At 37.3% G+C, this 22,510-nt stretch carries 25 protein-coding genes; 13 read left to right on the forward strand and 12 right to left on the reverse strand.

The features are described 5' to 3' along the window. Positions 1-104: 104 nt before the first annotated feature. The 5 genes from IWB64_RS09445 (at position 105) to IWB64_RS09465 (ending at position 3,565) form a co-directional block, all read left to right on the forward strand. Positions 105-776 carry an NAD(P)H-binding protein gene (locus tag IWB64_RS09445; protein ID WP_194533779.1) on the forward strand — a complete coding sequence of 224 codons (672 nt, stop codon included), beginning with the start codon at positions 105-107 and terminating at the stop codon, positions 774-776. A gap of 24 nt (positions 777-800) precedes the next feature. Then, complete coding sequence (locus tag IWB64_RS09450) at positions 801-1,355, forward strand: Crp/Fnr family transcriptional regulator (protein WP_194533780.1); 555 nt, start codon at positions 801-803, stop codon at positions 1,353-1,355. A gap of 82 nt (positions 1,356-1,437) precedes the next feature. Then, positions 1,438-1,866, forward strand: coding sequence for a DUF3995 domain-containing protein (locus IWB64_RS09455; protein WP_226975845.1), 429 nt, complete (start codon positions 1,438-1,440; stop codon positions 1,864-1,866). A 62-nt stretch (positions 1,867-1,928) separates the two neighbouring features. Continuing rightward, entirely contained in the window at positions 1,929-2,900 is a 972-nt protein-coding gene (locus IWB64_RS09460; RefSeq protein ID WP_194533781.1) for a GSCFA domain-containing protein, read from the forward strand. 50 nt (positions 2,901-2,950) lie between these two features. Continuing rightward, on the forward strand, positions 2,951-3,565 hold the full coding sequence (locus IWB64_RS09465) for a DUF4230 domain-containing protein (protein ID WP_194533782.1): 615 nt from the start codon (positions 2,951-2,953) through the stop codon (positions 3,563-3,565). Between the two features lie 17 nt (positions 3,566-3,582). On the opposite strand, the gene IWB64_RS09470 is transcribed toward IWB64_RS09465, so the two are convergent. From IWB64_RS09470 to IWB64_RS09485, 4 genes are all read right to left on the reverse strand, one after another. Then, positions 3,583-4,839 (reverse strand): glucuronyl esterase domain-containing protein, encoded by a 1,257-nt coding sequence (locus IWB64_RS09470; protein WP_317171962.1) that lies wholly within the window; start codon positions 4,837-4,839, stop codon positions 3,583-3,585. Positions 4,840-4,876: 37 nt separating this feature from the next. Next, positions 4,877-6,640 (reverse strand): aromatic amino acid hydroxylase, encoded by a 1,764-nt coding sequence (locus tag IWB64_RS09475; RefSeq protein WP_194533783.1) that lies wholly within the window; start codon positions 6,638-6,640, stop codon positions 4,877-4,879. 141 nt (positions 6,641-6,781) lie between these two features. Beyond that, positions 6,782-7,339 carry a DUF4136 domain-containing protein gene (locus IWB64_RS09480; protein WP_194533784.1) on the reverse strand — a complete coding sequence of 186 codons (558 nt, stop codon included), beginning with the start codon at positions 7,337-7,339 and terminating at the stop codon, positions 6,782-6,784. A 75-nt stretch (positions 7,340-7,414) separates the two neighbouring features. Beyond that, positions 7,415-7,573 (reverse strand): DUF5522 domain-containing protein, encoded by a 159-nt coding sequence (locus tag IWB64_RS09485; RefSeq protein ID WP_194533785.1) that lies wholly within the window; start codon positions 7,571-7,573, stop codon positions 7,415-7,417. A 206-nt stretch (positions 7,574-7,779) separates the two neighbouring features. On the opposite strand from IWB64_RS09485, the gene IWB64_RS09490 reads away from it, so the two are divergent. The 4 genes from IWB64_RS09490 (at position 7,780) to hemL (ending at position 11,225) form a co-directional block, all read left to right on the forward strand. Further along, complete coding sequence (locus IWB64_RS09490) at positions 7,780-8,109, forward strand: hypothetical protein (protein WP_194533786.1); 330 nt, start codon at positions 7,780-7,782, stop codon at positions 8,107-8,109. Between the two features lie 72 nt (positions 8,110-8,181). Then, complete coding sequence (locus IWB64_RS09495; protein ID WP_194533787.1) at positions 8,182-9,093, forward strand: 1-aminocyclopropane-1-carboxylate deaminase/D-cysteine desulfhydrase; 912 nt, start codon at positions 8,182-8,184, stop codon at positions 9,091-9,093. Further along, complete coding sequence (locus tag IWB64_RS09500; RefSeq protein WP_194533788.1) at positions 9,090-9,944, forward strand: glucosaminidase domain-containing protein; 855 nt, start codon at positions 9,090-9,092, stop codon at positions 9,942-9,944. The genes IWB64_RS09495 and IWB64_RS09500 overlap by 4 nt, the downstream gene beginning before the upstream one ends. Continuing rightward, positions 9,945-11,225 (forward strand): glutamate-1-semialdehyde 2,1-aminomutase, encoded by a 1,281-nt coding sequence (hemL, locus tag IWB64_RS09505; RefSeq protein ID WP_194533789.1) that lies wholly within the window; start codon positions 9,945-9,947, stop codon positions 11,223-11,225. Positions 11,226-11,242: 17 nt separating this feature from the next. Here hemL and IWB64_RS09510 read toward each other — a convergent pair whose 3' ends face one another. The 5 genes from IWB64_RS09510 to IWB64_RS09530 form a co-directional block, all read right to left on the reverse strand. Beyond that, positions 11,243-11,482: a DUF1059 domain-containing protein gene (locus IWB64_RS09510; protein ID WP_194533790.1), complete on the reverse strand. Its 240-nt coding sequence runs from the start codon at positions 11,480-11,482 to the stop codon at positions 11,243-11,245. Positions 11,483-11,505: 23 nt separating this feature from the next. Further along, complete coding sequence (locus IWB64_RS09515; protein ID WP_226975846.1) at positions 11,506-12,033, reverse strand: MepB family protein; 528 nt, start codon at positions 12,031-12,033, stop codon at positions 11,506-11,508. 84 nt (positions 12,034-12,117) lie between these two features. Further along, a complete protein-coding gene (locus tag IWB64_RS09520) occupies positions 12,118-12,561 on the reverse strand; it encodes a hypothetical protein (protein ID WP_194533791.1) in 444 nt (147 codons plus the stop codon). 174 nt (positions 12,562-12,735) lie between these two features. Continuing rightward, entirely contained in the window at positions 12,736-12,891 is a 156-nt protein-coding gene (locus tag IWB64_RS09525; protein WP_194533792.1) for a hypothetical protein, read from the reverse strand. A gap of 267 nt (positions 12,892-13,158) precedes the next feature. Then, positions 13,159-15,654, reverse strand: coding sequence for a zinc-dependent metalloprotease (locus IWB64_RS09530; RefSeq protein WP_194533793.1), 2,496 nt, complete (start codon positions 15,652-15,654; stop codon positions 13,159-13,161). Between the two features lie 462 nt (positions 15,655-16,116). Between IWB64_RS09530 and IWB64_RS09535 the strand changes: the two genes are divergently transcribed. Further along, the gene (locus IWB64_RS09535; protein ID WP_194533794.1) at positions 16,117-16,524 is read left to right on the forward strand and encodes a hypothetical protein; all 408 of its coding nucleotides are present in this window, start codon (positions 16,117-16,119) and stop codon (positions 16,522-16,524) included. Positions 16,525-16,623: 99 nt separating this feature from the next. On the opposite strand, the gene IWB64_RS09540 is transcribed toward IWB64_RS09535, so the two are convergent. Beyond that, on the reverse strand, positions 16,624-18,054 hold the full coding sequence (locus IWB64_RS09540; protein ID WP_194533795.1) for an SLC13 family permease: 1,431 nt from the start codon (positions 18,052-18,054) through the stop codon (positions 16,624-16,626). Positions 18,055-18,245: 191 nt separating this feature from the next. Then, entirely contained in the window at positions 18,246-19,937 is a 1,692-nt protein-coding gene (lysS, locus tag IWB64_RS09545) for a lysine--tRNA ligase (RefSeq protein ID WP_194533796.1), read from the reverse strand. A 218-nt stretch (positions 19,938-20,155) separates the two neighbouring features. On the opposite strand from lysS, the gene IWB64_RS09550 reads away from it, so the two are divergent. The 3 genes from IWB64_RS09550 to lipB are packed head-to-tail and all read left to right on the forward strand — an operon-like array spanning position 20,156 to position 21,804. After that, entirely contained in the window at positions 20,156-20,311 is a 156-nt protein-coding gene (locus IWB64_RS09550; protein ID WP_081889202.1) for a YqaE/Pmp3 family membrane protein, read from the forward strand. A gap of 11 nt (positions 20,312-20,322) precedes the next feature. Continuing rightward, entirely contained in the window at positions 20,323-21,060 is a 738-nt protein-coding gene (locus tag IWB64_RS09555; RefSeq protein WP_194533797.1) for a hypothetical protein, read from the forward strand. 27 nt (positions 21,061-21,087) lie between these two features. Then, a complete protein-coding gene (lipB, locus tag IWB64_RS09560; RefSeq protein ID WP_194533798.1) occupies positions 21,088-21,804 on the forward strand; it encodes a lipoyl(octanoyl) transferase LipB in 717 nt (238 codons plus the stop codon). Between the two features lie 28 nt (positions 21,805-21,832). Here the strand turns inward: lipB and IWB64_RS09565 are convergent, their stop codons facing one another. Then, on the reverse strand, positions 21,833-22,489 hold the full coding sequence (locus IWB64_RS09565) for a collagen-like protein (RefSeq protein ID WP_194533799.1): 657 nt from the start codon (positions 22,487-22,489) through the stop codon (positions 21,833-21,835). Positions 22,490-22,510: the final 21 nt, after the last annotated feature.

A 22,510-nucleotide genomic window follows, 5' to 3' on the forward strand; every position in this document is an offset into this window, starting at 1 on the left:
TAGTATTCTCTCAGATGACTTTGAATAAGTATACTCAAAGTCTGTCAAAACCATTCCAAAGGAGCTATAAATAAACGAACTTAGCAGAAGAATTATAATAGAGCATGAATTCAGAATCTAACATGTTATACGTGGTAATGCTGGGCGCAAGCGGGGCTGTAGGTACAGAAACTTTGGGCACTCTTCTGCAAGGTAAGAACATTCAAAAAATTACTTTGCTTGGCAGAAGTCACATTTCTGATCTAGACAATGCTATTGTAGAACAGCACAATATAGACATCACAGATGCTAGTTCTTACGAGAACTTTTTACAAGGACACACAACGGCTATTTGTACACTGGGGGTAGGCCAACCTTCAAAAATAAGCAAAGAAGAATTTATTAAAATTGATAAAACTGCAGTTCTAGATTTTGCAACGGCCTGTAAAAAAGCAGGAGTGAAACATTTTCAATTGTTAGCCTCTGTAGGTATTAGTCCAACTTCATCATCTTTTTACCTTCGTACAAAAGGAGAATTGGTAGAAGCGTTAAAAGCATTGCATTTTGACCGCCTCAGTATTTTTGAACCTTCCATGATTTTAACACCAACCAATCGTTACGGCATTGGGCAGGCGATTACCTTAAAAGTCTGGCCTTTACTAAAACCCATACTTTTGGGAGGGTTACGAAAATATAGAGGTGTACCCGTACATATTCTAGGGCAGGCAATGGCCAATAATATCTACAATAAAGGTGATGTATACGAAGTGCTTCAGTGGGATGATTTTTATAATTAAACTATCGAAACACTAAAACACATATTGAACCATATTCTTCCCATTGCTGAGGAAGATTGGAAAGTGATAAAACCTCATTTGTCAATCGTAAAATTTGAAAAAGGAGAGCAGTTGCTATGTCCTCCGCAAATATGTAGTTTCATTGCATTTATTAAATCGGGTTCTGTACGGTCTTATCATATGGATGATCAACTAGTGGAAACCAATTTGCTATTAAGGTCTGCAAACGAATTTATCACGGATTACGAGAGTTTTATAAGCCAAGATCCTTCTACATTGTGGATTCAGTCCATAGAGAGGGGAGAGGCCATTCTTTTGAACAGAACCGGACTCTACTACCTTTATGAAACCTCTTTTTATTGGAATAAATTTGGAAGAATCATAAGCGAGCAGATATTTATAAACAGTAAACGTAGAACAGAACAGTTATTATTTTTAAGCCCAACGGAACGATATATGCTCTTATTAAAGCATAATCCTGATTATTTTCAAAAATATGCTTTAAAACATATTGCCAGTTATTTGGGTATAACGCCACAGTCACTAAGTAGGATTAGAAATCAATTGTCAAAACATTAATTACCTTGTGTTAAGTTGTGATTCCATCATATTGCTAGAAATTTGTTCGAATCGAATACCGAATATCTAAAACAGCAAATTTATGATGGTCATGATTTTATCTTTACTTCTATTCTTAGTTTTTATTGTACTTGGCGGTTTCCATTTCTATTGGCTTTTTGGCGGTACTTGGGCATTGGAGAATGCTATTCCAACACGAGAAAATGAGAAAGCCATGATTTCAATTCCTAAAATTGCAACCTTATTAGTAGCGCTGATTTTAACTGTATTCGGGTTATTCTATTTTATGAAATCTGGCCTTATAAATGTTGAAGCTCCTTTTAGGGGTATAAATTTCGCGTACTGGTTTATTCCTACTATTTTTATTCTAAGGTCTGTAGGAGAATTTAAGTATGTCGGCTTTTTTAAGAAAGTTAAAAATACCAAGTTTTCAAAGGCGGATTCGAAGCTGTTTTCTCCGTTATGCTTAGGGATAGGTGTAGTAGGAATATTGATACAGTTTATGAATTGATATAATAAATAAAAAAATATAGTAGAATTATTATTTAGGATTTAAACAGTAAAAAAGACACAATGATACTCCAAACCCAAATACCTTTAGAAAAGGCTGAAAACCAAATCGATTATGGAAGTCGATCGGTTTTGATGGGTTCTTGTTTCTCGGAAAATATAGGGGAGAAGTTCAAGTATTATAAGTTTAGGTCTTTTCAGAACCCGTTTGGTATTTTGTTCCATCCGTTGGCTATTGAGAATTTAGTAACTCGTGCAATTTCAAAAAAGGCCTATACAGAGGACGATGTGTTTTTTAACAATGAAAGATGGCAATGCTATGACGCTCATTCAGATTTAAGTTCCGTTTCTAAAGAAGAGTTACTGGTATCGCTTAATAATGGAATTGAGAGTACTGGAGAACAGCTTGAAAAAGCAACTCATATATTCATAACGCTAGGTACGGCTTGGGTGTATCGCCATCTTGAAACCGATAATATGGTGGCCAATTGCCATAAGGTACCTCAAAAAGAGTTCGCTAAAGGGCTGTTAGGGGTAGATGAAATTGTAAGCAGCCTAAAAAATATAATGGTTGGTGTTGCCGCCATAAACCCTGGAGCACAATTAATTTTTACGGTTTCACCGGTACGGCATATCAAGGATGGTTTTGTCGAAAACCAACGTAGCAAAGCACATTTGATAACTGCAATACATGAGTTGATGGATAATTCTGAGTTCAATATGAACTATTTTCCGTCTTATGAGTTACAAATGGACGAGTTGCGGGATTATCGCTTTTATAAAGAAGATATGGTACATCCCAGTCAATTGGCTATAGATTATATATGGGAGAAGTTTATGTCCGTTTGGATTAATAAAGAAGCCCAGGAATCTATGATATTGGTTGATGCCATTCAAAAAGGGCTAAATCATAGACCATTTCATCCAGAATCAAAACAGCATTTAAAATTCTTAAAATCATTAGAGCTCAAAATAACGAACGTTCAAAAGCGTTTTCCTTTTATGGATTTCGACCACCAAAACCTAGAGTCTTAGATTCCCTTTTTCTTTTTCGTCAATTTCAATATGTATTGTAACTTCATCTTATGAAAAAAGTATTTGTAGGGGTTCTTATTACCTTGGCAGTAGTTTTAGTGTTCCGTTCGTGTGCTGATGACAAGGAGGAGAAATCTATCTTGGAAGAAAACAGCATGCTTATTCAAACGCAAATAGACAATGTAAGCAAGTTAATTGTTACAGAAGGTCATTTTGCAGAAGTGTACAACTACAAAGATTCTAAAATGCTTTTCGGGCCTTTTATATCTGCAGAAAAAAAAGCGCTAGTTGTTGTAAATGCAGATGTTACCATAGCTTATGATTTGAGTAAGATAGATTTTGAGGTAGATGAGTCTAGTAAAACCTTACACATCAAAAGCATACCGGAACCGGAAGTGAAAATTAGTCCTGATTTTGAATATTATGATGTTAGCTCAGATTACCTGAACATGTTTGAGGCGAGCGATTATAATAAAATCAAGAAAAATGTAAATGCTTCACTGATGAAAAAGGTAGAAGCGTCTGCATTAAAAACCAATGCCGAAAATCGCTTGATAAGTGAGCTGCAGAAGTTTTACATTCTTACGAACTCATTGGGATGGACACTGGTCTACAATGATAAAACCGTAAATAAGGATTTACCCGAAGTGTTTTTTAAAGAATAGAGCTGCTTCATGAAATCTTACTTTGCAAAAGTTTCGGCCCAAGCAATGTATTGATCCCAATCATAATCGGTAACATCGTGTTTTCCACTTCTCATATGATATGCTAGGGTCTGTTTAATAGGATGATTAACTTCTTGCACATCAGTTGAAGAAATTCCCTTTTTATCATATAACTCGTATACTTTTGTGGCATATTGTGCAGATAGGAATTCCCCTTTTGGATCCGCCCATTCATCCTCAACGGCACTTGCAACGTATAAAGGTCTTGGAGCAATAAGGGCTAATAGTTCATGTTGGTCCACTGGTAACATTTCTTCCTTATTACTGTATTTTTTAAAACTCTCAGAAAACCAATGCGGAAACGAAGTGTTGATTTGACCAATGGTTTCTCCAAACTTACGTTTTGATAATGCAGCGCCACCACAACCTGAATCGTTACCAATAACACCCGCAAAACGAAGGTCTGTTGCGCCTGCCCAAAGTGCTGCTTTCCCCAATCTAGAATGTCCAAAAACGATAACATTAGATATATTTGTGTCATTCTCAAGATAATCCATGGCGCGGCTAAGACCATAGGCCCATGCGGCTATACTGCCCCATTCGTTGGTCTTTGGTTTGGTCTGGCCTTCTTCATAAAACAAACTGTGTAACCCATCCGAAAAATCATTTTTGTCCGGGTCTATTTCACCATAATAAACTGTTGCTATGCCATAACCTTTATCTAACATTTTATCTATAGCCCAACGGTTCATTCTAACGCCTCGCGAAGCTTCTGTTGCTTTGTTGTTTCTGATTTTTAAATCTTCATTATTCTCGTTCCATGCTTCTGTAATAATAACATTTGGGTCATCTGTCACGGTATGGTTTCCGTGAAAATTGTAGCCAAGAAATACAGGTGCATTCTCATTGCCTATAGGAAGATAAAGTAGGATGTTGAAATTTAAGGAGCGGTTGTTTTTCTTTATACCTACGGCAATTTGCTTGCGTTGTGCTTTTCCGCCTAGTGCGTTATTATCTTGTTCAATGACCTTAAACGAATACTCGTCCAATAGGGCAGGTACTTTGCCATAAATTTGCTTTTCAAAAAATTGATAGATTTCTAGCTTTCTTTTTTCTTCCCATTGTTGGCTGTCGGTAATAGCCTCTCCTCCAAAAGTAACAAGAGGGTCAGGTACTGAAAATTTAGGAACTTTGGTTTCATCATAATTGGCTTCCGGCTGCGCCGTAAGTGCTGATGTAATCAGTGTAAAAAGTAGTAGGAATAGTGGTTTCACGGTTGTTTGGTTTGGTGTCAATAAAGAAAATGTTGGTTTATTTCAATTTCTCAGTTTTACATTTATGGTTTACCAAGTCCAGTCCATCATCTATCAAATGGCCTACCTTAGGGTTATTTAATTTTACGGTCTGTAAATGCATTGAAATTTCATGGGCAAATTCATGGTCTCCGTTTTCTTTGGCAAGTTCGTATAGCTCAACTGGCAATAACCAGTCATTAGGATAATTATCTCTTATTGCTTCAAACACCTTATGTCTAGAAATCGTACTATTTTTGCCTTCCCTGAAATGACGTATTTGCTCGTAGTATTGCTCTAATTTGGTGTGAGAGGCATTGCTTTTAGATTTTATTGTAGTTGATGAAACCTCATGGGTAACCAAATCAAAACTATTCAAATCAGCAGGACCATTATAGGCAGAAGCTATTTCTTGACCTACGGCCATACTATAAAGCTCGTCGTTACTTTCAAAAAGGACTTTGTCATTATGGGTGACACAGCAATTTTTAAAAGTGACTAAAATAATGTCTCCCTGTAAGTTGCGCGTTCCAGTAATAATTTCTCCGGCTATTTTTATATGACCGTCAAATTCTAGGGAAATCTGTTGTCCTTCGAAAATATTATAGGCTTTGAGATCAAGCGGACTCATGTCTTCAATGGCCAAGTTCATTCCTTTTAGTTTTCCTAATGGAGAACCAAAACCAGTGGCGTGCTGTTTAATACTATGTCCTACAAGCTCTTTATCACGAAAGGAGAGTGCTGTGGGGCCTTTAGATTGAAAAAACACAGGTTTGCCTTCGTGTTCAATTACACTATCAAAATTACCGGAAATCTGAAGTCCTGTGCTAAGTTCAATAGTGCCCAATTCTTTAGATGCAATAAGCTTTTTTATACCACTTAACCCACCACGGCGTAAAGCCATAGTGTTTGCAAATTCCTCTAAAACTTGACTTAGGTAAGCAAAATCTGGCGTAACAAAAAGCTGAGGTTGTGGTTGCGTAATATCAAAAGAGGTATAGGCCGCATCTATGGAATACGGTTTTTTCTTTACTTCATTTGTCATGCACCATGCGCTTTCTCCAATAGAGGAAAGAAGTCCGGCGCCATATATTTTAGGGTTCTCGGGTGTGCCTATAAGTCCGTATTCAACGGTCCACCAGTGCAAGTTCCTAATAAGTGCAATTTCACTGGGTTCTCCCATGTTATTTTGCAGGTCATCAATATGCTTTTCGGCCTTATCAATATCTTCTTGTGGGGTACCTTGGGCTTCTTTTATGATGGAAAGGTGGCGTACCGCTTCATAGAGTTCATAATCTTTCGCATTTGAAATTGCCTTAGAACCAATCTCACCAAATCTACGCAGGTATTCTGCATATTCAGGATTGGCAATAATAGGTGCATGCCCTGCGCCCTCATGAATAATGTCTGGTGCAGGGGTGTATTCTATATGATCTAACTGTCGTATATCGGAAGCAATAACTAGTACATTGTACGCTTGGAATTCCATAAATGCAGATGGAGGAATAAAACCATCAACCGCAACTGCGGCCCAACCTATTTCCTTTAAGATACGGTTCATGCCGTACATATTTGGGATATGGTCTATAGAAATACCGGTTTTTTGTAACCCAACTAAGTATGAAGCGTGGGCAAATTTACTAAGGTAATCTACATTTTTACGCATCACATAACGCCAAACGGCTTGGTCAATAGACGAATATTCACCATAATCTTGCGGTTTAATATACTGCTGCAAATGTGCAGGAAGTTTGTCAAGAACAGGATTACTAGTGTACGTCATGCTAAAAGGTTTTCTATATAAAGATACAAAAAAGGGTAGAGGAATATTAGCATTCAATTTGGACGGGTGGGACTGCTGCGTAAAAAAAGCCCTTTTAAAATAAAAGAGCTTTTTAATATATTTCAACGAATTGAGATCGTTTTACTTAGCGGCAACCGGATTAGGTGGGTATTGCATCAAAATTTCAGAAACAAACTCGCGTATGCGTTGTTCTTTCTTTTCTATATTGCTAATATTATTCAAATTACCAACTCCTTTACCTTGCCACACCAATTCTTTAGTTTTAGAATCTACTAGGTCAATGTACAAAGAACCTTCGGTACGGGTGCTAACATTATTGCCGCCTCCGCCCCAACCAGGACCCCAATAATAAGGGTTCCAGCCCCAGCCGCCGCCCCAGTAGTTATTGTAAATATCTACTTGTTCTTTTTCTTTAGTGAATATACTCACTAAAATATCTGGATTTTCAGATTTTGAAAAACCGCGATTGGTCATTTCAGCTTCAATAGCACGTAGAATTCGCTTTTTGTCCAAATCCGAAATCTGAGCTTTGTCAATTCCTGTTTTATAAAAAGCATACGTTTTGTAACTATCAAAATTGGCTTCTTTATCGTAATCAGAAAGCACGCGTACAGAAGTACAGGAGCTTAAGAATAGCAACACAAGCATGGGTACCACTAGGATTTTAATCTTTTTCATAACAAAGTATAGTATTTGGTGTTAATACATCATTTTCGTAAAAGGTAGTCTCAAAAATCATGCCGAACAACGGTTTTATTGGCGGTTCGTTTTGGGGTCAAAACCATAAGGGCAGTGTCTACAACCACTTTCGCAACAGTAACCTCTCTTTAGATGATACTGTTGGGTAAATACCCGATACCCTTCTTCTGATAAGTAAAAATCGCCTTCCTCAGGCGGAATTATTTCTTTCATCAACTCCTTTTTCCATTGTATTTCTTGAGTATAAAATTACTCCATTTAGTTGGCAAACAACCAAAAACGATTTTAAAACCGTACATTTTAAGTACGTTTAAGAGTATTTTAACGAATCATTATAATTATTGGCAGCAATGTTGTGTTATCGAAAATGACGGCTTAATAACAATTAACTCTATTAAGTGCCGTTTAAACCTTTGATTATGATCTTAGTTTTCAGACATTTTTTTTATAAGAACTATGTTGGTCTATCACTTTGGCCCTTCATCATTTTAAAACATGACGAACTCAAAGAGGATATTGTATTGATCAATCATGAGAAAATTCACTTAAAGCAACAACAAGAATTGCTGATTGTTTTTTTCTACTTCCTCTATATCTCAGAATGGCTCATACGAACGGCTGTTTATTTTGATAGTTATAAGGCATACCAGAATATTAGTTTTGAAAGGGAAGCCTATTCGAACGAGAAAAATCTGAATTATACCAGTGAACGTACAGCGTTTAGTTTTATCAAATATCTTACAAAATAGATGTTGTAATTCAGCTTACGTAATTAACACTTCACTTTAATAGCACTGTTTTTCGCCCTACTTTTGTAAAGTATGCGCGTAACGACCGAAAATCAAGAAGTACATTTACCCATTCTTGACCAGAAAGGAGTATCCCTTGTTCTTAAAAGGGAAGACCGCATACACCCCTTAATTTCTGGGAATAAATACAGAAAACTTAAATACAATTTAAAAGTAGCAAAGACCCAAGGTTTTGATACGCTTCTTACGTTTGGCGGGGCTTTTTCCAACCATATTGCGGCTACGGCCTACGCCGGTAAAATTCATGGTTTAAAAACTATTGGAATTATACGGGGCGAGGAACTTGCCCAAAAATGGCAAGAGAATAGTACTTTAAAACTAGCGGAATCCCATGGTATGCAATTCAAATTTGTTTCTAGGGAAGCATACCGAGAAAAAGATACTCCAGAATTTATTGATGAATTAAAAGAAGAATTTGGTGCTTTTTATCTTTTGCCAGAAGGCGGAACCAATCCTTTGGCTATAAAGGGCTGTGAAGAAATTCTAACTACAAGTGATACCGATTTTAATGTTGTATGTTGTGCCGTTGGTACGGGTGGTACCATAGCAGGGATTAGTAATGGTGCATTTGCGCCACAAAAAGTTTTAGGGTTTCCCGCACTTAAAGGAGATTTTTTACAAGAAGATATTTGTAAATTTGCATTGAGAGAAAATTGGAAGTTGGTAACAGACTATCATTTTGGAGGTTACGCAAAGGTGACGGAAGAGTTGGTAAGTTTTATAAACAATTTCAAATTAAACACTCAAATACCTTTAGATCCCATTTATACCGGGAAAATGCTATATGGTATTTTAGATTTAATTCAGAAAGGATATTTTCCTCCTAATACAAAAATACTGGCAATCCATAGTGGAGGACTCCAAGGTATTGACGGGATGAACCGTAATTTACTAAAGAAAAATCTACCATTAATAGATATATGATACGTAGACTTATAGTATTATCACTTTTCAGCATAGTTTTTATTGGATGTAAAGCGAAGCGTACGGTTGCGACCAGAAGTGAGGCTCCAAAAAAGAAAACAGAAGTAGTTGTTGTAAAAAAGGAGACTAAAAAACCAGACGATGGCCTTTATCCGATGCCTGAAGATACAGGAGAATTCTTGCGTTTTAGTATTGGGTCTCCAGAAGAATATGTAGAGACTTTTTATGAGGTTGCCCAAATGGAAATGAAAGCTTTTGGTATACCGGCAAGTATTACGTTGGCCCAGGGTTTGTTGGAAAGTGGACTAGGAAAAGGAGCTTTAGCTTTAAAAACAAATAACCATTTTGGTATTAAATGCCATACTGGTTGGGAAGGTGATTATGATTTTCATGATGATGATGAAAAAGGAGAATGCTTTAGAAAATATAATCATCCTATGTATTCCTACCGGGATCACAGTATCTTTTTAAAAGGCCGTTCTCGTTATGGTTTTTTATTCGATTATAGGAACGATGATTACAAAAGATGGGCCAAAGGCCTAAGACAGGCTGGTTATGCTACGGATAAGCATTATCCACAAAAGCTTATTTCATTAATTGAACGGTATGAGCTGTACAAGTATGATACAGAAATAGCGAAGCAAGGTTATAGTCAACAAAAAGGAGAACCGGTAATAGTAGCCAGTACTCAGAACAAAGTGCATGTGGTTCAAAAGGGAGATACATTGTATTCTATTTCTAGGTCATATTCAGTTTCCGTAGAGGATTTAAAACGATGGAACTATATGTATGATAGTAATTTAGATGTAGGTCAAGAACTTACCGTTAAGACAGAAAATTTTAATAAATAGATGTTATATCAAAGAAGTAGCGCCCTATTTGCTGAGGCGCAAAAATATATTCCAGGGGGAGTCAACTCACCAGTTCGCGCTTTTAAGGCCGTAGGAGGAGACCCTATTTTCGTAAAAAAAGCAAAAGGGGCTTATTTGTATGATGAAGATGATAATCGATTAATCGATTATATCGCTTCATGGGGTCCGTTAATTTTAGGTCATGCTCACGAACCCGTAATTAATGCGGTAATTGAGAAGGCAAAACTAGGTACTTCTTTTGGGATGCCTACAGAAATTGAAACGCAGTTAGCACAATTGGCGGTATCTATGGTGCCTAATATTGATAAAATAAGATTTGTAAACAGCGGGACGGAAGCTTGTATGAGTGCCGTGCGTTTGGCTCGTGGGTATACAGGTAAAGATAAGATTATAAAATTCGCTGGTTGTTACCATGGTCATTCAGATTCGTTTTTAATACAAGCGGGTAGTGGTGCCGTAACTTTTGGTAGCCCTAATAGTCCTGGTGTAACAGAAGGTACTGCCAAGGACACTCTTTTGGCTACTTACAATGATATAGAAAGTGTTCGTGCACTAGTTGCTGCTAACAAAGGTGAAATAGCAACGGTAATTATTGAACCGGTTGCAGGTAATATGGGATGTATAGTTCCTACGGAAGAATTTATAAAAGGACTTCGTGAACTCTGTACCCAAGAAGGGATTTTGTTGTTGTTTGATGAGGTTATGACCGGTTTCCGTTTAGGAAAAGGTGGTGCTCAAGAAGCGCTAGGCATTGATGCGGATATTGTTTGTTTTGGAAAAGTGATCGGTGGAGGTTTACCTGTAGGTGCTTTTGCAGCTAAAACAGAAATTATGTCACATTTGGCGCCAGAAGGACCAGTTTATCAAGCAGGAACTTTAAGTGGTAACCCACTAGCCATGGCTGCTGGTTTGGCAATGCTTACGGAATTGAATAAGAAGCCCGAAGTTTTTGAAAGTCTGGCTAAAAAGACTGCTTACCTTCATGAAGGTTTAGATGCGGTTTTAAAAACTAAAGGAGTTCCTTATCAAATTAACCGATTTGGAAGTATGATATCCGTACATTTTACTGAAGATGCTGTAGTTGATTTTGACAGCTCCGCAAAAGGCAACAATGAGACCTTTAAAAAGTACTTTCATGGGATGCTACAAAACGGAATTTACTTGCCGCCAAGTGCATTTGAAAGTTATTTCTTAAATGACGCGCTAACCTATGGGGATATAGATGAGACTGTAGCAGCATTGAAAAAGGTAGAATTATAAATCTATTTTACGGAATGTTAGTCTCTATCTGGCATTGAAGCAAATTCTTTTCTTTTGTTTTCAAACCAGTCCTGCATTCCATTTGGAGACTTCATAAGATTTTGCATCTCGCCCATTGCTTTTAGATGGGCGGAATCTTTTTTTTGGAACATCTCCATACCGTGGGTTTTACTTAAGTCGGCAATTTCTTCAAATGTATTTGCAGAAAATTCCATGTCACAAGCACCGCCTAGTTGTTTGCATGTCATTGTTTTCATAAGAAAAGGGTTTTTAGTAAATATTAGAGTTCGTTGTATAAGGTAAGTACTTTATTTACATCTATTTTTTTGTCTATTTGATAAAAATAATTCAGCTGCCACTTTTGGGTGGTTAGCGCTTGTTTGCTTGTTGCTTTATCCCACAAAGGGTACACGCGAAAACCACGTTTACCTTCCTTTTTTAATGTTGAAACTATTCCCTTTTCAAGTAGTACGTTTCTAGGGAATACGAACTGCCCTATTAAATCTCCCTTACCTACATTAATTACGAAGTAATCAAATAAATCACTTTCTTCAAATGGGCAAATAGGGCCATTTTCAATTCGCTTCCAAAAAGTAACGAATTGACCAACCTTCTTAGGTGTGATTTTGGCATTTCTAAAAATAATGCTTTTACTATTCAATTGAAATCTACAAGCCTCATACTCCTTACTCTCTTTTTCTAATTCCAATTCAGAAATAGATAAATAAGATGGTTTATATACTCTAGAAACAATACGTTCAAACTCTTTGGTCATTACTCTTTGGTCGTTATTTTTTTGATGTAGCATAAAAATAGCTAAATAAGCATTAGGCTGGAAAACAAAAAAAGGGCTGCACGTACATGCAGCCCTTTTCTATATAAAAATAATCCCCTACTTTCTTGATTTTCGTTCTCCTTTTCCTTTCTTGGAATGTTTATTACCTCTTTGCTTATCCATTTTTTGCCATTTCTCGTATTGCTCAGCAGAAAGAATATTTTTCATTTCAGCCTTTTGTGCAATCATCTTGTCCAATTTGGCATTTTCCATAGCGTAACGCTCTTCTGAAGTTGGCTTTTTACGTTCGCCTTCTTCTTTCTGTGCTTTGCGTTCTGCATATTTTGCTTTGCGTTCTTTTGCCTGTTCTAAAGTAATAGCTTTTACTTTCTCTTGTTGGGCCAATGTTAAGTCTAATGCCAAGGTCATTTTCTTCGTATGAAGAGTTGCTATCTGTTCCGCAGTTAAGTCTTTCATACCATCTCTACCGTGACCTTTTTCTTTTTGGGCCATTGCGGTAAGCCCTACCATGCATACTAATGCTACAATTATCTTTTTCATGTTTTTTTGTTTAAGATTATACTACTTAGAGTGAGAAGAATCAATAAGGTTTAACCAGGTTATCTTATTTATGGAATAATTAACAGGATGGAGAGGTTGACTTTATAGCAAAAAAAAGGGCGAAGAAATTATTTCTTCGCCCTCACAAAGTAGGTCGTTCAGTGTTTAAATATTTTAGTCCAATGCCTCTGCAGAGCTAACTTGTTCCATATCTGCCGATGCCATTTCTACCGTCTGGGGAGATTGGTCAGAATTGGTTTGATTGTAATAAACTAATGATGCAATTACGAATCCGGCTAGGTATAAAGAACTTTTTAGTTTTTGAGACATGGGGTATGTTTTTCTGATTCTTATACTAATCTAGGGAAAAGAAGAAGGCGGAAAAAAAGGTTGTTGTAAAGCGACCATGGTTTGTGGTCAACTATCCCAAAGTTGTTGTCTGCAATTTCCCTTCATCGATACGTGATGTAGTTCGTCGATGTTTTGAGGAATTAAGTTCATTTTTTCTAACAGTAAATGGCATTATCCTAATAATATACAGTACGGCGGTAATAATGCTTGCGTAAAACATCATTGGCGCCATACTGAAATATGTGGTTACTTAGGATCTAAAATCTGCTCAATACGGTCACTAACGTCTTGTAAGTGATACTTACTCATGCTATCTGAAGTTCTTGTAATGGCATTTTCAATGGTTCGCTGTAAAATTTGTAACTCTGCACGGGCCACTGAACGTATATCCGATTGACTAGTATGTACAACTGTCGATTTTTGATAGCCTCCAAAGTCAGGTAGTTTTTTTTGGTCTTTTGCGGTCATCAAATAGTTCAACCTTTCAACATGTGCTTTTTGAAGGTTTCTTCTATAGGTATCTATATTTTCACCGTTTTTTAATTCTGACCAGATACCACCGCGAAGCTCGCTCATCATATTTGTTAATTGGTAAGCTTCCGCTCCGTTGGCAGTTTCATTTTCAACCAAACGTTGTAGCTTTCCTAGGCTGAGAATATTATCCAAAGTTTTAGTTTGCATGGCTCTAATCTCCTCCACAAAACCTGAATATTGAATCTTGTTGAAAATATTATGGTCAAGAAGCCACTCTGGCGTGGCAAATAGTTGGTCTTGTAAAAAAATCATGCAGTCTTGCTGATGTTCTTTAGTTACCGGTATATAAACCGCACCTTCTTGGTCGTAGGTTTTTTGATATTCGTAAACACCACCAATATTATTAGATACATGACCCATATAACGCTGAAATTGTGCGACAACCTGACCGTAGATTTTTTCAAGATCTTCATACGTCTTTCCATCCTCTTTCGTCCAGGTAATAAGGTTGGGTACAATACGCTTTAAATTTTCTATGCCATATAAACTAGCTTTAATGGCATCATCGCCTAAATCCTCCGTTTGCGAACTTGGATCTACAACATCACCTACCTGTTGATGTCCAAAACGATATAATGGGTCTCCCGCATGCTCTAAAATCCAACTATCAAGAATTTTGTTTTCCTCTTCTGCAGAGACATCTAAAATAGGCTTGTATCCCCATTTAATGGCATACTTGTCATAAATACCAATGTTAGGCATCAGAGCAACATCTCCATCCTCCGGTTGGGCTATATAATTAAAACGGGCATAATCCATTATGGATGGGGCCGTGCCATATTTTTTAGTAAAAGAAGCTGATCGGAGCGAATCTACAGGGTAGGCAACACTACTACCCATATTATGAGGTAACCCTAAAGTATGACCAACCTCATGAGCAGAAACAAAACGAATTAACCGTCCCATAGTTTCATCTTTAAACTCTGTAGTCCTAGCATCAGGGTTAATAGCTGCTGTTTGTACAAAAAACCAGTTATGTAATAAGGTCATTACATTATGATACCAGTTAATGTCAGATTCTAATATTTCGCCACTTCGTGGATCGCTTACATGTGGTCCGTTGGCATTTGGAATTGGTGAGGCCAGATAACGGACTACAGAATAACGCACATCTTCAGGAGACCATTCTGGGTCTTCCAGTACAGAAGGTGGTTCTTTGGCAATGATGGCATTTTTAAAACCTGCTTCTTCAAAAGCAACCTGCCAATCTTCAATACCCTGCTTTATATAAGGAAGCCATTTTTTTGGCGTAGCTCTATCTACATAATATATAATCTGGTTTTTAGGTTCTACCAGCTCGCCACTTTTGTATTTTTCCAAGTCCTCATCTTTGACTTCTAAGCGCCAGCGATCCAGGAACTTTACTGTTTTACTTTTTTGAGCGTCCAAACCATAATCCGTTTGGGCACTTTCAAACCACCCCACACGCTCATCAAAGTCACGACGTCTCATAGGCTCGGCTGGTAAGAGTATCATAGAGTTGTTGATTTCTATAGAAATAGAACCAAGACTACCATTGCTGGGTGGCTTTTTCGCCAAGTAGGTCTTTACGTGGCGTGCTTCAACATTTAAAGGATAACTCTTAATAGATTCAATATAGCTTCTTGTTTCATCTAATCGGGAGACTTTATATTTTTCTCTGTATGAATCCGGCATGCCCAAAGCCTGTGCATCTTTTTCAAAAAGTTCATTTACCTGAATGACCGTAGTTGGGTTTGCAGTGTCCTTTTTTATAGCCATGATATCAAAAGCGAAAAGAACCGGTTCAAAATTAGAATTTACCACAGCCTCATGCACTGGTAAGGAATCTGCGGCAACAACCTCATGGCTAACAACACGAAGCAAAACTTTTTTAGGCTTCCTTTCCCAACGAAGTACCTGAGTGTTAATCTTGCCTCCACCAAAACCAATGCCTGTGGCCGTCTTTGAAATCCGACTTACCATCAACATTTCTTTATTGAAAAGCGAATCTGGTATTTCATAAAAGTGATCTTCCTCTACAATATGTATGTCAAAAAGGCCTTTATCCGTTTTTGCGTCTTTGGTTATGACCTTGCCGTATGGCTTTATTTTAGATTTTTTGTCATCTTCTTTTTTATCTGACTTCTCCGTATTGTCATTCTTCTTTTTAAAAATTTGAGCTTCGGCTGACAGGGAAGTGATAAGAAGTAATGAGAAAACTACTTTGGTAAATACGTTTTTGAACATGTAAGCTTTTATTATAATGTTTTGATGTGTGATGAAACAGCGTAAGGTCATGATTACATGACAATCCTATTAACAATCGTAAATATAACATTTTTGTGCCTTTACCTTTTAAGGTTGGTTAAGGGATTATTGGGTGTGAATTAGACAGCTCATTACCATTTTTGAAAAATTGTAATTTTTAGAGTGCCGATGAAAAGCACAAAATACCGATGACCCGTATCTGCTACTTGTAACGTGCTGCTAGTCAGAAAAAAAATATACTTTTTTCTATAATAAAAATTCCCTTCAAACCGTGAGTGTCTAGCAAATTATTAGATGTTAAAATGCGAACTTCTTATAGTTTTGATTCACATTTTACGAATTTGATTATTTAGGCTTTTTTAGGAAAGCTCCCACAAAATATAAAGAACAATAAAGAGATGTTTCGGCGTTATATAGACTCGTAAATAAATTTACCAAGTTATGATTAACAAGAGTTTAAAAATAAGTATGATATTGGGTCTTATATTCGCAAACGGAGTTTTTGCAGCTGATCCATTAACCGAAAAAGATGATACGGTTATTCATTCTATTAATTATATTGATGAAGATACCGATTTTGATTTAGGCTTCGATACTGCAGATTATCTGCCGGAAAACTTCGATGCTAATGATATTTATGTCGATTTAGGTGCAATTCCTTTTATTGAGTCGGATAATAATGTCATTCTGAATACTAAGAAATACCTTCCACAGGATTTTAACGCGTACGCATATCCTAATAATGTAGAAGGTTTCAACTACATTGATGCAAACGACGAAATTTCTTTCGATTTTGATACAAAAAAACATCTACCCAACGGCTTTGATCCGTATATAAGGAACAATTAACCATTGTAAATTATTTGAATTAGCTAGCTAAACCCCTGTTATAAACAGGGGTTTTGTGTTTTATATACTGTCTGATGCTCTTTTGAGGAATTATCTCGTTTAAAACACCAAGGGGACTACAAATTGAAACATCAAGACTAATAAGCCCACGGCTATGAGATTCAAAATAACCCCTACTCTTGCCATTTCGTTTACTTTTACATAGCCACTGGCAAAGACAATAGCATTTGGCGGTGTGGCCATAGGAAGCATAAAGGCGCAACTACTGGCTATAGTAACCGGAATTAATAAATAGAGTACGGGAATATCCAACCCAATAGCAATACCGGCTACCACGGGGGCAAGTACGGCAATTAAAGCTACGTTACTCATAAGCTCTGTCATAAAGAGCATGAGCGTTATTAAAAGAATGGCGGTGAATAAAATACTCACATGACTATTGCCAATTGCTGCAGAAACCATATCTACAATACCGCTTACGGACATGCCTTTTGCGAGTGCCAAGCCTCCTCCAAAAAGAACTAGTATACCCCAAGCTAATTTTTGGGTGTCTTTCCATTGGATAATAAAATCGCCCTTTTTCAAATTATAAGGTATGGAGAACATAGCTATTGCGGCCATGATGCTAATCATGGTGTCGTTTAATTTTAATGTGGGGAAAATACCATTTATGACCGTTCTAAAAATCCATAGAAAAACAGTTACTCCAAAAATACAGAGCACCATTTTCTCTTTTCCGCTCATAGGCCCCAACTTTTTCAATTCGTTGTTGATGACGTCTTTAGAAGCAGAAAATACAAGGTCGCGGTTGGGATACATCCATTTGACCAAAACCAAATAACTGATCCAAATCATTAAGGCTGAAAAGGGAACTCCGATCACCATCCATTTTAGAAAGGATATTTCAATATTGTATTCGTTTTCTAGTAGACCTATCATAACAGAATTAGGCGGCGTACCAATAACAGTGGCAACGCCCCCGGCATTGGCCGAAAAAGCAATACCTAACATTACCGACAGGGCAAAATTCTTATCACTCTTTGTAAAACCGTCTGCATCGTTTACCAAAAGATTGATAACGGACATTGCAATAGGCAACATTACCACCGTGGTGGCCGTATTACTGATCCACATGCTTAAGGATGCGGTAGCAATCATAAATCCTAGTACCACCTTATTGGGAGTTGTACCGGTAATTTTTATAATGTTCAGGGCAATCCGTTTATGGAGATTTACTTTTTCGAGGGCTAAGGCCAATACGAAACCACCAAAGAACAAGAAAATTATAGGGCTACCGTAATTTGCACCCACATCACCAATATCCATTATTTTAAGAAAAGGAAAGAGGAGTAGGGGTAGTAGCGCGGTTACTGAAATTGAAATAGCTTCTGTTATCCACCAGATTACCATCCATACGGCAACTGCAATTACAGCATCTCCTTTTTCGGAGACCAGATTAAAGGGCAAAAAACGAATAACGAAAAAAAGAATAGGGCCTAAAAATAGTCCTGCTTTTCTGCTGAATTCCATAGTTTTTAATTGGTGCTCCTAAGCTATGTTTTTTCTTTTGTTTTTGGAAATTAATATGAGTTGTTCATGGCACTCCGTGTAAAATAGCATTTAACCAAAGAGAAGGAAGTAAAAAGTGTGAGTAGATATCAAAAAAAAAAGGGTGGATCCATTAGTGATGGATCCACCCTTTTATATAAAAAACAGCTATTTTATTGCTTTAGCTTTACCGTCTTATTGTCTCCCTCAACAGCTACGGAAACTAGTCCGTGTTTAGATAAAGCCTTCATAGACTTATCCCATTTTTTACCGCTAAGTCCAGCTTTTGTTTTTAAGTCTGCTAATTCCATAGCACCGGAGGGTTTAAGTAGCTCCACAATTGCTTTTTCTTCATCAGTTAATTCTATTGCTTTCTTTTCAGGTCTCATTTGCGGGAAGAACAACACTTCTTGTATAGATGAATTGTTAGTCATTAACATCACCAAACGGTCAATACCAATACCAATACCTGATGTAGGAGGCATACCATACTCAAGAGCACGCAGGAAATCCTGGTCAATGAACATTGCTTCATCATCGCCTTTTTCAGAAAGTTTTAGTTGCTCTTCAAAACGTTCGCGTTGTTCTATTGGGTCGTTCAACTCAGAATAGGCGTTTGCCAGTTCTTTACCGTTAACCATTAATTCAAAACGTTCCGTAAGTGCAGGATTATCTCTGTGTTCTTTGGTAAGCGGACTCATCTCTTTCGGATAGTCTGTAATGAATGTAGGCTGTATATAATGATGCTCACATTTTTCACCAAAGATTTCATCTATCAACTTACCAATACCCATGGTAGCATCAACTTCAATACCAAGACCTTTTGCCGTTTCTCTAAGTTCGTCTTCTGGCATACCAGCAACATCTTTACCCGTATGAATTTTTATCGCTTCTAAAATTGGCACTCTAGCGTAAGGCGCCTTAAATTCAATCTCATTTTTACCTACTGTAACTTTAGAAGTTCCGTTAGCATCAAGAGCTACTTTTTCCAATAGCTTCTCGGTGGTATCCATCATCCAATTGTAATCCTTGTAAGCAACATAAAGTTCCATTACGGTAAACTCTGGGTTGTGGGTACGATCCATTCCCTCATTACGGAAATCCTTGGAAAACTCATAAACACCATCAAATCCGCCAACAATTAATCTTTTTAGATAGAGCTCGTTTGCAATACGCAAATACAAAGGCATGTTCAATGCATTGTGATGCGTTAAAAACGGTCTTGCAGCGGCACCACCTGGAATAGGCTGAAGGATAGGAGTTTCTACTTCTAAGTATCCAGCTTCATTATAAAACTCACGGATACTGTTCGTAATTTTGGTACGTTTAATAAAGGTTTCTTTTACTTTTGGGTTGACCACCAAATCTACATACCGTTGGCGGTATCTCATTTCTGGGTCATTAAATTCATCAAAAACCTTGCCTTCAGAATCTTTTTTGGGTAAAGGTAATGGGCGTAACGATTTGCTCAAAAGCGAAAAGTTTTTGACCATAACCGTTTTCTCACCAACTTGAGTAGTGAAAAGTTCACCTTCAATACCAATGATATCACCTATATCTAATAATTTCTTATAAACGTCATTGTAAAGACCTTTATCTTCTCCGGTACAGATTTCGTCCCGGTTAAAATAAACTTGAATGCGGCCTTCACTGTCCTGCAACTCGGCAAAAGAAGCCTTGCCTTGAATTCTTCGGGACATCAATCTACCTGAAATGACCACCTTCTTACCTTCCTTATAATCGGATTTAATTCCCTTGGAATTTGCATCCACAGGGTATAAAGCAGCGGGATAGGGGTTAATGCCCAATTCGCGCAATTTGGTCAATTTTTCTCTTCTAATAATTTCTTGTTCCGACAGTTGCATTTTTTACTATTTAAGGCTGCAAATATAAGCTATCGGAAGTTTACTATATGCATCTAGTAATATGAAATTATAAGCTTGGCATTCTGTTTGTATGAATGTGATAAATGATTAGGATGAAATGGCGAGTAGTTGCCTATCAATTTTTAGTTGAAATTTGTAACAAGTTGATTGTTATTGCGTCATATAAGTACATCATCAATCAATAAAATCAAATCAGAATGAGTTTTTTACGTGTATTATTAGCTATTGTCTTTCCTCCGCTTGCGGTTATCGGTAAAGGTTGTGGGTCTTTTCTAATTGTTCTACTTTTGACTTTCTGCGGCTGGGTACCTGGTGTCATTGCTGCATTGGTCATATTGAACAACCCCAATTAAAATAATATTCTATGAAGTTATTTAGAATCTTGGCAACGGTGTTTATCACTGTGCTTTTTGTAGCCTGCAATTTTACCGAAGAAATCCATTTTAAAGCAGATGGAACAGGAAAGATGAACATTGGCTTTGATGGGGGAGAGATGTTACAAATGTTGCCTTCATCAGATTCAACCCAATTAGAGGAGGTTATTGATTCTACTATTGTTTTTAAAGATTTGCTGCGGGAGAAAAAGGATAGTATTGCCCAATTATCCCCAGAACAACAAGCAGAACTTAAAAAGTTAGAACCTTTTAGTCTTCACATGATGATGGATGCCGAAAAGGGTATTATGAATTTTGAAATGTTTACGGATTTTAAGGATGTATCCGAAGTGAACGATGCTTTTAACGCTTTCCAGAGTGCTAGTTCCATAGGTCCTGCAGCAGGTAGTAAGCCTATGCCAAAAAATTCCGCTAATGAAGCAACTCAGGTTGATTATACTTTTAAAAAGGGCAAGTTTGAGCGTAAGGCGACGATAACGGATACTGAATTGTTTCAGAAAAGTATAGATAGTCTTGAAACTGCGGAAATGTTCTTGTCCAGCTCTACATACACCTTTAAATACCACTTTCCAAGACGAGTAAAGTCTACCAATGTGGAAGAAGCCACTTTTTCTATGGATGGGAAAACCATGATTTATGAGGTTAACTTTTTAGATATGATAAAGGACCCGGAGTCAATTTTGATAGAGGTAGAGTTAGAAAAATAGGCCATTACCTTTTCTTATCTTTGTACCATGAACAAGAAGGTGTATTTACAGGATTTAGGGTTGAAAGACTATAAGGACACTTGGGATTACCAAGAAGAGCTTTTTAAACAAACGGTAGATGTAAAAATCAGTAATCGTCGTGGGCCGGCTAATGAACCCACTCCCAATCACTTTTTGTTTGTAGAACACCCTCATGTGTATACTTTAGGGAAGAGTGGCGATTTTGCCAACCTCTTGATAAGCAAAGAGGAACTTGCTGCAAAAAACGCCAAATTTTATAAGATAAATAGAGGAGGTGATATTACGTATCACGGACCTGGGCAGATAGTTGGTTACCCTATTTTAGATCTTGATAATTTCTTTACCGATATCCATAAATACCTTAGATTTTTAGAAGAAATGGTCATTCTTGCTTTAGCCGAATACGGATTTAAAGCGGAACGCTCCGAAGGTGAAACCGGAGTTTGGTTAGATGTGGGCACGCCGTTTGCCAGAAAAATTTGTGCCATGGGCGTACGGGCCAGCCGTTGGGTAACCATGCACGGTTTTGCCTTAAACGTAAATGCCGATTTAGGTTATTTTGATTTAATGATTCCCTGTGGGATAAAAGGTAAGGCGGTTACTTCTTTAAATGTAGAACTAGGAATACAGGAGGTTGACTTGGAAGAGGTAAAGCAAAAACTTCAGAAACATTTTGAAAATCTTTTTGAGGCTGAATTGATAAAACAAAAAACCGAGGTTTGAGCCTCGGTTTTTTGTTTAAATATTGTTTTTAGTTGATTTTGTATCCTTCAAACCAACTTCCATTGCCATCTATGCGAACATCAGAGCCAACGGAAAAATTGCGTAAAACTATAAATACTTCTTGACCTTCAGTTAAACGATAAATACCACTTACATTTATCTTTATATCATCCCCATCAACATTCTGTGTATACCTTGCATTCCTGTCTATATTAAATTGTATCCTAAAAAAGGCATCAGTTACGGCATTTGAGTGTCGAATATAAGCCTGCAGGAAATAATAGCCAGTTTCTTGCACAACATAACGTTTTGTAGAAGTGTTAAAGCCATTTGCAGAGTCAAAATCTACAAGATCCCATATATCGGTTTCTATGGTAGTGCCACCATCCAAGTCTTTTACGGCAAAACCGTTACCTCTAACTTTGAAAAATGTGGGGCTAAATTCTGCATCTTGACCATCAACACCATTCCGACCATCAATACCATCTTGTCCGTCAGTGCCATCTTGCCCATCAACACCATTTTGTCCAGCAATGCCTGGCTCTCCTTGTTCGCCCTGTATTCCTGCAGGTCCAATAGACCCTGTTGCTCCCATGGGGCCTTCTGGTCCTTCTTTTGTGCATGATGCTAAAACCAACACTAATAAAAAAATCATGCTTCCGAAATATTTGAACGTAGTTTTCATAATGCTTGTAATTTATGTATT

Origin of the sequence: Zobellia nedashkovskayae (genome assembly GCF_015330125.1) — a bacterium.
GTDB classification, from domain to species: Bacteria; Bacteroidota; Bacteroidia; order Flavobacteriales; family Flavobacteriaceae; genus Zobellia; species Zobellia nedashkovskayae.

What these genes read in the sequence shown, in the direction of transcription:
- IWB64_RS09445 (WP_194533779.1), top strand. Translation starts at nt 105, where the DNA reads ATGAATTCAGAATCTAACATGTTATACGTGGTAATGCTGGGCGCAAGC.
- IWB64_RS09455 (WP_226975845.1), top strand. Translation starts at nt 1,438, where the DNA reads ATGATGGTCATGATTTTATCTTTACTTCTATTCTTAGTTTTTATTGTA.
- IWB64_RS09460 (WP_194533781.1), top strand. Translation starts at nt 1,929, where the DNA reads ATGATACTCCAAACCCAAATACCTTTAGAAAAGGCTGAAAACCAAATC.
- IWB64_RS09465 (WP_194533782.1), top strand. Translation starts at nt 2,951, where the DNA reads ATGAAAAAAGTATTTGTAGGGGTTCTTATTACCTTGGCAGTAGTTTTA.
- IWB64_RS09475 (WP_194533783.1), bottom strand. Translation starts at nt 6,640, where the DNA reads ATGACGTACACTAGTAATCCTGTTCTTGACAAACTTCCTGCACATTTG.
- IWB64_RS09480 (WP_194533784.1), bottom strand. Translation starts at nt 7,339, where the DNA reads ATGAAAAAGATTAAAATCCTAGTGGTACCCATGCTTGTGTTGCTATTC.
- IWB64_RS09485 (WP_194533785.1), bottom strand. Translation starts at nt 7,573, where the DNA reads ATGAAAGAAATAATTCCGCCTGAGGAAGGCGATTTTTACTTATCAGAA.
- IWB64_RS09490 (WP_194533786.1), top strand. Translation starts at nt 7,780, where the DNA reads ATGATCTTAGTTTTCAGACATTTTTTTTATAAGAACTATGTTGGTCTA.
- IWB64_RS09495 (WP_194533787.1), top strand. Translation starts at nt 8,182, where the DNA reads ATGCGCGTAACGACCGAAAATCAAGAAGTACATTTACCCATTCTTGAC.
- IWB64_RS09500 (WP_194533788.1), top strand. Translation starts at nt 9,090, where the DNA reads ATGATACGTAGACTTATAGTATTATCACTTTTCAGCATAGTTTTTATT.
- hemL (WP_194533789.1), top strand. Translation starts at nt 9,945, where the DNA reads ATGTTATATCAAAGAAGTAGCGCCCTATTTGCTGAGGCGCAAAAATAT.
- IWB64_RS09510 (WP_194533790.1), bottom strand. Translation starts at nt 11,482, where the DNA reads ATGAAAACAATGACATGCAAACAACTAGGCGGTGCTTGTGACATGGAA.
- IWB64_RS09515 (WP_226975846.1), bottom strand. Translation starts at nt 12,033, where the DNA reads ATGCTACATCAAAAAAATAACGACCAAAGAGTAATGACCAAAGAGTTT.
- IWB64_RS09520 (WP_194533791.1), bottom strand. Translation starts at nt 12,561, where the DNA reads ATGAAAAAGATAATTGTAGCATTAGTATGCATGGTAGGGCTTACCGCA.
- IWB64_RS09525 (WP_194533792.1), bottom strand. Translation starts at nt 12,891, where the DNA reads ATGTCTCAAAAACTAAAAAGTTCTTTATACCTAGCCGGATTCGTAATT.
- IWB64_RS09530 (WP_194533793.1), bottom strand. Translation starts at nt 15,654, where the DNA reads ATGTTCAAAAACGTATTTACCAAAGTAGTTTTCTCATTACTTCTTATC.
- IWB64_RS09535 (WP_194533794.1), top strand. Translation starts at nt 16,117, where the DNA reads ATGATTAACAAGAGTTTAAAAATAAGTATGATATTGGGTCTTATATTC.
- IWB64_RS09540 (WP_194533795.1), bottom strand. Translation starts at nt 18,054, where the DNA reads ATGGAATTCAGCAGAAAAGCAGGACTATTTTTAGGCCCTATTCTTTTT.
- lysS (WP_194533796.1), bottom strand. Translation starts at nt 19,937, where the DNA reads ATGCAACTGTCGGAACAAGAAATTATTAGAAGAGAAAAATTGACCAAA.
- IWB64_RS09550 (WP_081889202.1), top strand. Translation starts at nt 20,156, where the DNA reads ATGAGTTTTTTACGTGTATTATTAGCTATTGTCTTTCCTCCGCTTGCG.
- IWB64_RS09555 (WP_194533797.1), top strand. Translation starts at nt 20,323, where the DNA reads ATGAAGTTATTTAGAATCTTGGCAACGGTGTTTATCACTGTGCTTTTT.
- lipB (WP_194533798.1), top strand. Translation starts at nt 21,088, where the DNA reads ATGAACAAGAAGGTGTATTTACAGGATTTAGGGTTGAAAGACTATAAG.
- IWB64_RS09565 (WP_194533799.1), bottom strand. Translation starts at nt 22,489, where the DNA reads ATGAAAACTACGTTCAAATATTTCGGAAGCATGATTTTTTTATTAGTG.